The 11,816-nt window shown below is 34.8% G+C and carries 10 protein-coding genes; 2 read left to right on the top strand and 8 right to left on the bottom strand.

Going from position 1 to position 11,816, the window contains the following annotated elements; genetic code table 11:
• The 4 genes from CCAND38_RS09995 to CCAND38_RS10010 all read right to left on the bottom strand — a co-directional run.
• Positions 1-675: Na+ dependent nucleoside transporter N-terminal domain-containing protein (locus CCAND38_RS09995; RefSeq protein WP_439096266.1), on the bottom strand; the 675-nt coding region annotated here is incomplete at its 3' end.
• A 233-nt stretch (positions 676-908) separates the two neighbouring features.
• Positions 909-1,517, bottom strand: coding sequence for a bifunctional nuclease family protein (locus tag CCAND38_RS10000; protein ID WP_042345154.1), 609 nt, complete (start codon positions 1,515-1,517; stop codon positions 909-911).
• A gap of 290 nt (positions 1,518-1,807) precedes the next feature.
• On the bottom strand, positions 1,808-3,658 hold the full coding sequence (locus CCAND38_RS10005; RefSeq protein ID WP_042345156.1) for a glycoside hydrolase family 13 protein: 1,851 nt from the start codon (positions 3,656-3,658) through the stop codon (positions 1,808-1,810).
• A gap of 139 nt (positions 3,659-3,797) precedes the next feature.
• The gene (locus CCAND38_RS10010; RefSeq protein ID WP_338083615.1) at positions 3,798-4,403 is read right to left on the bottom strand and encodes a DMT family transporter; all 606 of its coding nucleotides are present in this window, start codon (positions 4,401-4,403) and stop codon (positions 3,798-3,800) included.
• Positions 4,404-4,412: 9 nt separating this feature from the next.
• Between CCAND38_RS10010 and CCAND38_RS12165 the strand changes: the two genes are divergently transcribed.
• Positions 4,413-4,598, top strand: a complete 186-nt coding sequence (locus tag CCAND38_RS12165; RefSeq protein ID WP_338083616.1) for a hypothetical protein — start codon at positions 4,413-4,415, stop codon at positions 4,596-4,598.
• Between the two features lie 196 nt (positions 4,599-4,794).
• On the opposite strand, the gene CCAND38_RS10015 is transcribed toward CCAND38_RS12165, so the two are convergent.
• Together CCAND38_RS10015 and mgtE are read right to left on the bottom strand one after the other, a co-directional pair.
• On the bottom strand, positions 4,795-5,097 hold the full coding sequence (locus CCAND38_RS10015) for a DUF4286 family protein (protein WP_042345169.1): 303 nt from the start codon (positions 5,095-5,097) through the stop codon (positions 4,795-4,797).
• Between the two features lie 111 nt (positions 5,098-5,208).
• Positions 5,209-6,564: a magnesium transporter gene (gene mgtE, locus CCAND38_RS10020; RefSeq protein WP_042005838.1), complete on the bottom strand. Its 1,356-nt coding sequence runs from the start codon at positions 6,562-6,564 to the stop codon at positions 5,209-5,211.
• Positions 6,565-7,088: 524 nt separating this feature from the next.
• Here mgtE and CCAND38_RS10025 point away from each other — a divergent pair.
• Positions 7,089-9,029 carry a beta-N-acetylhexosaminidase gene (locus CCAND38_RS10025; RefSeq protein WP_042345158.1) on the top strand — a complete coding sequence of 647 codons (1,941 nt, stop codon included), beginning with the start codon at positions 7,089-7,091 and terminating at the stop codon, positions 9,027-9,029.
• Positions 9,030-9,250: 221 nt separating this feature from the next.
• On the opposite strand, the gene CCAND38_RS10030 is transcribed toward CCAND38_RS10025, so the two are convergent.
• Positions 9,251-10,354 carry a DUF4934 domain-containing protein gene (locus CCAND38_RS10030; RefSeq protein ID WP_082024983.1) on the bottom strand — a complete coding sequence of 368 codons (1,104 nt, stop codon included), beginning with the start codon at positions 10,352-10,354 and terminating at the stop codon, positions 9,251-9,253.
• A 202-nt stretch (positions 10,355-10,556) separates the two neighbouring features.
• A complete protein-coding gene (locus tag CCAND38_RS10040) occupies positions 10,557-11,693 on the bottom strand; it encodes a DUF4221 family protein (protein ID WP_082024984.1) in 1,137 nt (378 codons plus the stop codon).
• Positions 11,694-11,816 lie beyond the last annotated feature (123 nt).

Below are 11,816 nucleotides of genomic sequence, written 5' to 3' on the forward strand. Positions count from 1 at the left end.
CCCTGCCATTACAGATGCCGCTAGCAGATGCTTCGCAAATATCAATCGCAACTGAGGATCGTCTCCTCCTAAAAATCCGATATAAGCAGCTAAAACACCTCCTGCAACAGTTGCCATACCACCAATCATGACCAATAGCACCTCTGATTTTGTCATTTTTTGTAAATATGCTTTAATCATTAGGGGAGCTTCTGTTTGTCCTAAAAAGATATTTCCTGCTACCGATAAACTCTCAGCTCCCGAAATTCCTAAGAATTTGGATAGCACCCATGCCATTCCTCGCACAACAATCTGAATAACACCCAAATAGAAGAGAAGCGAAGTTAGTGCAGAGAAGAAAATTATGGTAGGTAGTATTTGAAATATGAAGATAAACCCGTAAGTGGACGCGTCTAATAATCCACCAAGAAGAAATTCACTTCCCACTTTAGTAAAGTCTAAAATAAGAACAAACACCCCTCCGATTTTCTCGAAAATCGCTTGGACAAAATCAACTTTCAACACCCCAACGGCCAGAGATAATTGCAAGGCGAGTCCAATTCCAACAGTTTTCCAATTGATTTTCTTTCGGTTACTACTAAACAAATAGGCTATAGCCAATAAAACCACCATTCCAAGAACTCCTCGCCACAAACTCTCAAAGGTAAATCCTTGGTTTGGAATTGTTTGTGACATAACTTCTGAACTTTGAGCCTTTCCTATCCACGGGAAAAGAAAAAGAATTAGTATCGTTCTCATAAGTATATTTTTATTATTCTACATTAGTCAAGTTTTTCAAAATTCGCTTTAATGAGTTTTCGTAGACTTTGTAACAATCGTATTGCCCCAACATATGATTATAATCATTAAAATAGTGATAAAAACTCATTTTACGCCATTCTTATTTAATAAGTGCATCTATTTTTGTGTTAATCATCTGTTTCTCTTCGAGTTATCTCATCACGCAACTCTGCCGCTAATTCATAATCCTCACTCTCAATACATTCTTCAAGCATTCTCTTTAACTCACTCATTGAATGTCGTTTGAAACGAGCTCTTTTCTCTTGTATTTTTTCATCATCCTCAATGTGAAGAGTCGGAGATTGAGGTTGTGGTTCATTGGGTTCAGGAATGTAAATTCCTGCCTTCTGTAATATAAAACGGTGCGTAAAAATAGGTGCATTGAATCGTAAAGCTAATGCAATGGCGTCACTGGTACGAGCATCAATAATATGCTCCTCTCCATCTCGTTCGCAAACCATATTGGAGTAAAAAATACCGTTTTCTAATCGATTAATAACTACTTTAGTAATATTTACATTGAATTTTTTGGCGAAAATCTTAAATAAGTCATGCGTCAACGGGCGTGGAGGAACCACATTTCGTTCTAATTCCAATGCAATTGCCTGAGCCTCAAAAGCCCCGATGACGATAGGCAATTTCAAATCGGACTCTAACTCATGTAGGATCAAAACAAAAGCCTCGTTTTGGGAATGACTATATGAAATTCTCTTGATGTAAAGTCTAACAAAATCCATACGTAAATTAAAAAAATGATTCGAGGTGTAAAAGTAATACAAAAAACACAATTTCGGAAAGTTTTTTCACAAAAAAGAGAAGGAAAATTAAATAGTTTTTACTAAGTGTAGCTTTTTGATTTACTTAATCATTTGGATATCTGCATAATCGAAATAGTAAAGTCAGTTATTGTTTCAGAAGTAAATAACCTCTGCATAAGAAACTGCATCGTATCCTTGAAGTTTTTAATAAACAAAAATCAATCGACTACTTTACTCGTAATCGATTGATTTTTAAATGTTATATAAATTTACTGCAGTTCAATCACCATTGCTGTTTTTCCTGCTATTTGTAAGTCCTTTTGCAATGTAATATTTTTGCCTGAGATAATATCTTTTCCTCCATAGAACCCTTTTAGACTTTCATCAAAACGATTTAAATCAAGCATTTGCGTTTCTTTATTTTGGTTAATAATTACCATAACCGATTCAGTTTCTGTGTATCGGAAATAAACGTACACTTCATCCTGAGGCAGATATTGTTTAGTTTTTCCGTAGTGGATCACAGGTTTTGTTTTTCGCCAATTGAATAATTTGGACGTAAAATCAAAATATTGTTTCTGTTCTTCAGTTCGTTGAGCTGGTGTAAACGCATTTTGTTTATCATCAGCCCAACCTCCTGGGAAATCCTGACGTATGTAAGCATCTCCTTTACTTTTATCACCTCGCATTCCAATTTCGCTTCCATAATAGAGTTGAGGGATGCCTCGAACTGTAGCTAAAAGAGTCATTATCAATTGGTAATCTTTTACATCTTGATAGATTTCATTAATACGTGATGTATCGTGATTTTCAGCAAAAATCAATAAATTATTAATATCCTTATACAAAAAATCGTTTACAAAGTTATCATAAATCTGTATCATTCCTTTATCCCACGAAGGAGTCGCGCGAAAAGCCTCTCCAATAGCGTCGTGCAACGTAAAATCCATAACAGATGGCAAATACGTATTATAACTTTGAATGGCACTGATAGGGCTATCTTTTTGCCAGTACGATATTTGTGCTTGATCGTGTAGCCATACTTCTCCTACAATATTAAAATTAGGATATTCATCCATAATAGCTTTCGTCCACCGAGCAATTGGTTCTTTATCGTTGTAGGAATAAGTATCCACTCGAAGTCCATCCAAATCGGCATATTCTATCCACCATATTGCATTTTGTATTAAATAATTCAACACCAAGGGGTTACTCTGATTTAAATCAGGCATTGATTTTACAAACCAACCACTGACACAATATTTTTTATCAAATTCAGAAGTATTTACGTCCATTTGTGTGCTCATGCGGTAGTTACTTTGAGCATAACCTGGGAACTGATGAATCCAATCATACGTAGGTAAATCATCAATCATCCAATGTTTCCAACCCCAATGATTGGTTACGTAATCTTTGATGAGTTTCATTCCGCGTTTGTGCATTTCCGAAGCAAGTCGCTTGTAGTCTTCATTAGTCCCATAACGTGCATCTATTTGGTACACATCACTTTGTCCGTAGGTGTGATAAGAATAAGTTTCATCGTTGTCCTCGCACATTGGTGTACTCCATATGGCAGTAGCTCCCAAGGATTTAATATAATCCAAATGATTTATAATCCCCTGAATATCACCTCCATGTCTTCCCCCAGGGAGTTTTCTATCGGCCTTTTCATTGAGTTTCGGATTAGAATCATTTTGCGGATTACCATTAGCAAATCGGTCGGGCATCAGCAAATAAATGACATCCGAACTATCGAACCCTTTTCGCAATGCGGAATCTTCGCGACGTTTTTTAAGTTCGTAATTGAATGTAGTTATTTTTCTTTTTGAATTAAGCAATGTGATTTTGTAATTACCCTCGGGTTTATTCTTAGTATCGACAGTAACAAAAATATAGTTTGGGTTCTCTGTTTTGGTAACATTCACTATCGGCAATTCACTTTCGACTGAAAATTGTCCGATGTTCTTACCGTAAAGCATTATTTGTAATTCACTATGGTGCATATCTGCCCACCAAAACGGAGGTTCAACTTTCTGAATCTGAGCAAAGATGGGTAAGCTAAATAGAAACAGTAACGCTCCGAAACGTTTTCTGATAAAAGATGCTGTGTTATTTTTCATTATAAACGTATTTTTAAAATTTGTGAGGCTAATTTACAAATTACAGAACCGAAATACAAACATCTCACGTCTGAATGGTTTAAGAAAAGGTTGTAGTAAGAAAATAATAACAAAGTTTAAATCTTTTTAACAAGACGAATTATCTCCGATTTTTAATAATTCCGTTCAAAATAATTGAAAGAATCATCACTCCCGATGCAACGTAAAATATCGGATTCATGTTTTCCGATTCGCCAAAAATGAAATAGGCAAGAATAATTCCATACACAGGCTCTAAATTGACGGCTAAAATAAGCGTAAATGGAGAAATATGTCGCATCAACCGAATGGACTCAAACATTGGATAAGCAGTAAAAACACTGGCTAACAACAAGGTCCACCAGAAATCATTTACAGAAATATGCGAAACCCCTTCCAAATCTCCCGAGAAAAGGTAGTAGATGGTAAGCATGAAAAAACCTCCGAAAATTTCATAAGTAATGATGTTTGCTGAAGAGGTTTTCCCATGTACACGACCATTAAAAACACTGAATATAGCTCCAAAAATAGCACATAAAACACCATAGATAATTCCTTCCTTATAGCGTATTTCCGTTTTGAAAATGAGCAACATACAAGTAGTAATTACAATTCCCAAAACAATTTCAGTCCAATCAATACGCCTACGAAATACTAATGGCTCAATGAAAGCTGCAAACAAAGTAGCTGTAGAAATACATGACAGCGTAATTGACACATTCGACACTTTGATAGATTGAAAAAAAAGCAACCAGTGGATAGCCATCAGGCTTCCGATACCAATAAGTCGTACAGCCAAACTTCGTTCAATAAAAATACTTTGCTTTTAGAACACAGCAACAAATCCTATCAAAATTATCGAAGTAAAAAACATCCTGTACCAAACCAAATGGTAGGCATCCAAACCAATAAGTTTTCCTAAAACTGCGGTAAATCCCCAAAGGAAAACAATAAAATGTAAACGTAATTGTGGAGGCATTGCTTTACAGACAGAGATCTAATATGCTAACTCTTGTCGCAAAAATAGAAAATATCTTTATTTTACAACATAAAAAGCACTCTTTATACTATTGTATTTACTGAATGTTATTTGCTTTTTATCAACTAAATGAACCTTGTCATAAAAAAATTTCCTTTAATTCCGTACCAAACATCAGTGCTTTTTCTCCAAAAAGATTATGACTAAGCATTTGAAAATGAGGGATATCTTTTGTAATGAAATCCAACAAATCCTGGGGATGTTGAGTTTCGTGATGTAACGCAAAAGTTACATCCGATGGAGTGTTTAATACTTTAAAAATTCGAGTATTATTGATTTTTTTTGAAGCTTCTACTTTTGGGATATAATCGGTTTTGAGCCAATTGAACCACAACTCAAAAATTTCATTACTAACTACTACGGTTAAATTATAAACGTACATATAGAAAAACATTTTACGATACGGAAAAATCATTCACATGAACAAAAAACACGTAACTTACTAAATATGAAAACATAAAATACAAGAAAATTCGTAACTTTCACTTTCTAACTAAAATCCTAACACTATCTTTGCAATTGAAAAATAGATTAGAATTCCTAAAACATCGTTACTAGTGGTGATAAAAGGTCCTGTAGCCACTGCAGGGTCGATACCTCGTTTATGTAGAAAAATCGGGATAAAAGTACCGATAATAGCTGCATTCACAATCACGGTAACCAACGCAACGGCAACAGTAGTGCTTACCATATAATCAGCTTCGAAAAGAAAATGGCTCACCAAAATCACAATAGCTGCAATAGCCAGTCCGTTGATGAGTCCCAACATGAATTCTTTTAATAATCGTCCCCAGAGTTGACTATCAATGGAGTTATTGGCCAACCCTTGCACGATAATAGCAGAGGACTGCACACCCACATTTCCAGCTGTAGCTTGTATTAAAGGAATGAAAATCAATAATATAGGAAAATTATTCATCGCATCCTGAAATCCGTTAATGATACTAGCAGCCCCCAATCCGCCAAACATTCCAATCAATAGCCATGGTAGACGGGCTTTGGTAAGTTTCCAAATACTGTCATCGGCTTCAACATCGTGGGTAATCCCTGCAGCTAATTGGTAATCTTTTTCGGCTTCCTCTTTGATAACATCGACCACATCATCAATGGTGATGCGCCCGACCAAACGTTTCATCTCATCCACTACAGGAATCGCCTCTAAGTCATACTTCGACATAATGTGAGCCACGTCCTCAGCACTGTCTGTAACATAGACGTAATCCACCTTCGGTATATAAATATCCTTCACATTGGAACGTGTGGAAGTTGTGAGCAAATCTTTGAGTGATAAACGTCCTTTCAAAACATCATTATCATCTACCACATAAATTGAATGTACTCGTTTGACAAACTCAGCCTGTTCACGCATCTCTTTTACACACTTGAGTACATTCCAATTTTCGTTTACTTTCACTAACTCCTTTGCCATCAACCCCCCTGCGGTATCTTCGTCGTATCGTAATAAATCAACGATATCTTTGGCGTGTTCCACATCTTCGATGTAAGAAATAATCTCAGTTTTTCGCTCTTCGGGAAGGTCTGAAATGATATCGGCAGCATCGTCGGTATCCAACTCAATCAACTCATCGGCAATTTCCTTGGCGGATAATTTTTCGAAAATTTTGTCACGGAACTCCTCATCTAATTCGGTGATGATGTCAGCAGTTTTATCCTTACCTATCAAACGAATGATATAAATCGCTTGATCAACATCGAGTTCATTAATAATTTCAGCAATGTCTGCATAGTGCATCTCTTCGAACAAAGAAATTAACTCTCGATTGCGTTTTTCTTCAATGAACATTTCAATTTGTTCAATGATTTCATCAGTAAGTTTAAATGTTGCCATAGTTTTCTGCTTTTATAAGAATTTTTTAATGCCCAATATGTTTAAAAAAAATAGAAATTAGTCATTTTACGCTAAAATCAATCTTTAAAAAACTACCTTTCAAAATTTCAACCTTTAGTGGACAGTAAAAACGCATAAAAAAATATATTGTAAAGAATACAATAAGATAAAAACAATCTTCAGAGAACAAAGTTGTAGTCGTATAACATACCAAATAATGATAGAATTACATCCTCTTGATTGTCAAAGCACAAAGATAGTAAAAAACAGAAAAAATCCTACGCAAAGCACAATTATCTTTATGAAGAATATGAACATCTATCGTTATACACTCACAACGAACTTACACATCATCTGTTTATCAACCATTTAATAAAATATTCAAAACTCTTATAATCAAAAAAAAATCTGAATGACTTTATGAGTGCAATCCAACTCCGTACATTTTCTTCATTTTTAGGTTTAACATTAGCTTTTTGTTTTTTTCTTCCGTACTTTTGCGATGAAACCAAAATTAATCTCTTATGAATAAAATATCTTCTTTCCTGATGATGATGTTATTGTCTTTAGTGGCGGTAGCACAAAACCAAAAACCCTTTGTAATCCCCGAACTTCGAGAATGGACGCAATCCGATGGTGCTTTTACTTTATCAGAAAAAACAACTCTTTCGGGGGATGAAAAATCAAGTGAAATCGTCAAAATTTTTGCTGAAGATTTCGAAACAATGTTTGGCAAACAACTGAAAATAAAAAGTAACGACGCTAATATTCATTTCGAAATAAATCCATCCATATTGACTGATAAAGGCGAGGAAGCCTACAAAATAGAAATCGGACAAATAGTAAGAGTAAGTGCTAACTCTCCACAAGGACTTTTTTGGGCAACACGAACGCTATTGCAACTTACCGAGCAATCTGCTCAATTACCTTGCGGAACAATTGTTGATTATCCAGACTACCCGATGCGTGGATTTATGCTCGATGTAGGACGTAAGTTCTTCACCTTAGATTACCTAAAATCGGTAGTAAAAACAATGGCTTACTACAAGATGAACGTATTTCAAGTGCATTTGAACGATAACGGATTTAAGCAATTTTTCAATGATGATTGGAACAAAACCTATTCAGCTTTCCGATTGGAAAGCACCACTTTCCCTGGACTTTCCGCTAAAGATGGATATTACACCAAGGAGGAGTTTCGTCAATTCCAAATAGACGCTCTAAAACAAGGGGTTACTGTAATCCCTGAGATTGATGCTCCTGCTCATACCTTGGCATTTACGCACTATTTACCTGAAATAGGAAGCGATGAATACGGTAAGGACCACGTAGATCTGTTTCACCCCAAAACCTATGAATTCTTCGACAAATTGTTTAAAGAATATTTAGAAGGAGAAAAACCTGTATTTGTAAATCCTTTGGTGCATATTGGTACGGATGAATACAGTAATAAAGACCAAAAAGTAGTTGAAAAATTCCGTTATTTCACAGATTATTATATCAAATACGTAGAAAGTTTCGGCAAAAAAGTAGCTCTTTGGGGAGCTTTGACTCACGCAAAAGGAGAAACCCCTGTAAAAGTAGATGATGTTTTGATGCTTTGCTGGTACAACGGATATGCTGAACCACGTGATATGATAGCTTTGGGATACGACGTGCTTAGCGTTCCTGATGGATGGCTGTACATTGTTCCTGCAGCAGGATATTACTATGATTATTTGAACATCAAAAACTTATATGAAAAATGGACTCCTGCCATGATTGGAAAAGAAGTATTTGAAGAAAAACATCCACGCATAAAAGGAGGTATGTTTGCCGTATGGAATGACCATGTGGGTAATGGTATCAGCCAACAAGATGTTTACCACCGTTTATTCCCTGCTATGCAAACACTTTCAGTAAAAATGTGGGATGGCAAAAACACGACGGTTTCCTTTGAGGAATTCGACCAAAAACGTCACTTACTGAGCGAAGCTCCTGCTACAAATTTACTTGCACGACCTGCAAAATCCAAAAAAGGAGTAGTTTTCGAGGTGAAAAAACCAAAGCAGAACAAAAATCTAAACCAATCCCTAACGGATATAGGCTATGACTATCGTGTGAGTTTCGACATCTTAATAAAAGAAAATCCAAAAAACACTCCTCTGTTCACGTCTGATCATGCTACTTTCTATTTGAGAGACAAAGACGGAAAAATAGGATTTAGCCGTGATGGATACGACTATCAGTTTAACTACATCCTGCCAACGAACAGTTTACAAAAAATAAGCATCGAAGGAACCAACAAAAGCACTTCACTTTTTGTGAACGGAAAATTAGTGCAAACTCTTGGAATCATCCCGCATAAGGACGATGCTCATCTAAAAGAAAAAGCACGAAAATGGATACAAACCTTAGTCTTTCCTCTCAAAAAACTTAACAAATTCAATGGAAAAATTCAGAATTTGAAGATAGAATACTTGTAGAAATAATTAAAAGTGACACGGGATTCAACAAATTAGTAACAAAACCACAGTACAAACTTAGATATTTACACCGTGGTTTTATCACTAAATTTTCCGACAACTGAATATACAAAAAGCACTTCATCGAAGTTCTTAATACTTTGATAAAGTGCTTTTTATGTAGTTTACTTGGATAATAAATTACCGTTTAATTTGTATATAACATTTACGAATATGAGCCTTTACTCTGAAAAACTTTTCTCAAATGTTTTTAGATCAGTAACCACAATTATCGGATTTTCTTCGTTATCTACATTCAATTTTTCTTGCTCACCTTCCGAAACTACAAAGTAGAACATATCATTTTCAAAATATCGAATCCAGCCTCTTACTTCCTCTCCGTTCACAGAGATTGGAACTCCAGGCAATTCATCAGGAGATGATATAGTGTTACGATATAAAAGCTTTTGATTTTTCACATTCCATATATCGTCATATTTTTTATTATCGTAATAATAGGAGAGAAATAAATAATCCCCCGCCAACGTAACAAAATCATTCCAAATGTATCGTTGTTTTTCATTTTTTCTACTGAGATCATATTGAATTTCATCAGGAATCTGTAAATTTCCTTTTTCTAAAAATATTTTAGGAAACATCCCCCCATTTTTACTTTGATAAATAATCGGGGCGTTGTAAAAAAAGATGTTGTTTTTGCTTATTTGGAAACTTTTAATTACGTTAAAATCTTTTATATTAAATTTATCTTTCCTTTCAATTATAGAATCCTTAACATTCCAATTTTTATCATAAATGGTAAATTCAAAGTTCGAAAGCATATCGTTGTAAGCAATAAATCTATCCGAACTTAATTCAGTAAATGACCATAAATGAACGTTTTTCTTCTCTTCTATAAAATTCCCTGAAAAATCATATCTTTTAACAGATTTTCTGTGCAAGTCATACACATGAGCTTCTTTTTTATCAAAATCGATCCAACTATACGTATTCTCAATATACTCCTCTGGGCCATTTCCCATACGTGAAATCTTTGATAAAAATTTCCCCTGCGTGTCAAAAAAAATCAAACTATTTCCATTTCTAACAACAATATATTCATCGGTAACACCTTCAATATATGCACTTTGCAAAACTGATCTTTTCGTAAATTCCAGTGGAATCATTTGAGTAGCCTCCAAAGGCTTTATAGACATTTTTTCAACCCCCATTGATTCCTTCAAATCAAGTACTGCCTCATATTCTGCTTGTTTCTCCGTATGACTTTCACAAGACACGAATATCACAAGAAAAAAATAACACAAATTAATTAAAAATCTCGTTCCCATCTTTGCTGTATTCTATAGATTCTATTTTTCCGTTTTTCAAAACAATCCTGTACGGATATATCTTCATTTCTTTAGCTGTTATCTTTATAAAATCATTACTTGTGTCAACATAAGAATTATCCAATGACAACTTAATTTTGTTTCTCAAATATTTCTCTGCCAGAATCACAACCAACGAGTAAACAGAAAAACAAATAAAAAATTATTTTTGTATATTGCATAATTCATAGTTTTTGAAAATCAACACATCTTCGGAAGATTGAACAGGAATTTTAAGACCTTCCTGATCAACATAAATGGCATATCTATAATTACTTAGACATTTGCCTACAAAGGTCTCCCCTATAATTTTAAATGTTTTATCAAGAACAATTACAGATATTTCCTTAGACCATCCAACCATTCCTTCGTAAACGGTACCCTGCTCGGCTATACGATAGTACACCTCCCGAAATGGATCAAAAATAACCCTTGAATAACTCGGCGTTTCTGCAAAATGCCTCACTTTTGTTTCTGCATCAATCGGAAACATCTTGGGCGATTTCAGATATTTAATGGATTCGATAAACCTACTCCCTGCGTAAAACGACACTTCTTTTTCAAGATTATCTATGTCATATACGTATAGTGAATGCGAGGCTGGAAAACTGATGATGATTTTTCTTTCCTTAGAATTATAGTCGGCATATACCCAACGGAACAATCCTCCTCCGAAATTATGTTCATACTCTTTCGGATAAGCAACAAAGCAAGATAATTTCTGCGTTTCCAAGTCATATACTCCCATAACTCTTCTGTTTTCTTCATTTTCATCCGAATATTCTCCGCTGATGTTACCAAAGAAGTATATTTTGTTTTTATCTTCTATAATCGGGCTTGTTTTTGTTATGGGAAGATGGAAATATTTTACAGTTTCCTTTATTTTTAAATCTTTCACAATTCCTCCCAACGAATCGACTTTAAAAAGCCTATTGCCGTTATAATCAACAGCCCATAAAGAACCTTCTTTACTTGAAAATGAATTTATATGGCGTTTGCGTACAGGAATCTTGTCATACAAAACATCTTTTTTGTAACGATAGACCGTATCGGAAGCATAAAAGGAAAAGATTTGTTTCTCTAAATTATAGTCAAACGCCGTCATGATATGCGAAACTGATGAACCAAGATGGTACACAACACTGTCCGTTGCTCTTAATTCAACAGTTTCGGTTATTTCACCCGATTTTATGTTTTTAATTTCCCCGTATTCACTTGTACAAGCGGTCATTACGAGTAAAACAAACACAAAACTAAAAAACGTAAAATGCCTATTGCAATACTTCTCCTTCTTCCTCATATTCTATATTTTCTTTACACAACCGCAGAACACCGAAGAATTCTCACAGAATAACTTGTCTCATCAGTTGTACAATCCCCCTTATATGTTACAAAGGTAAGCAAAAAAAAAAAAAAAAAAAAA

The sequence above is a fragment of the Capnocytophaga canis genome (assembly GCF_000827555.1).
Classification (GTDB): domain Bacteria; phylum Bacteroidota; class Bacteroidia; order Flavobacteriales; family Flavobacteriaceae; genus Capnocytophaga; species Capnocytophaga canis.

What these genes read in the sequence shown, in the direction of transcription:
- CCAND38_RS10000 (WP_042345154.1), bottom strand. Translation starts at nt 1,517, where the DNA reads ATGGATTTTGTTAGACTTTACATCAAGAGAATTTCATATAGTCATTCC.
- CCAND38_RS10005 (WP_042345156.1), bottom strand. Translation starts at nt 3,658, where the DNA reads ATGAAAAATAACACAGCATCTTTTATCAGAAAACGTTTCGGAGCGTTA.
- CCAND38_RS10015 (WP_042345169.1), bottom strand. Translation starts at nt 5,097, where the DNA reads ATGTACGTTTATAATTTAACCGTAGTAGTTAGTAATGAAATTTTTGAG.
- mgtE (WP_042005838.1), bottom strand. Translation starts at nt 6,564, where the DNA reads ATGGCAACATTTAAACTTACTGATGAAATCATTGAACAAATTGAAATG.
- CCAND38_RS10025 (WP_042345158.1), top strand. Translation starts at nt 7,089, where the DNA reads ATGAATAAAATATCTTCTTTCCTGATGATGATGTTATTGTCTTTAGTG.
- CCAND38_RS10030 (WP_082024983.1), bottom strand. Translation starts at nt 10,354, where the DNA reads ATGGGAACGAGATTTTTAATTAATTTGTGTTATTTTTTTCTTGTGATA.
- CCAND38_RS10040 (WP_082024984.1), bottom strand. Translation starts at nt 11,693, where the DNA reads ATGAGGAAGAAGGAGAAGTATTGCAATAGGCATTTTACGTTTTTTAGT.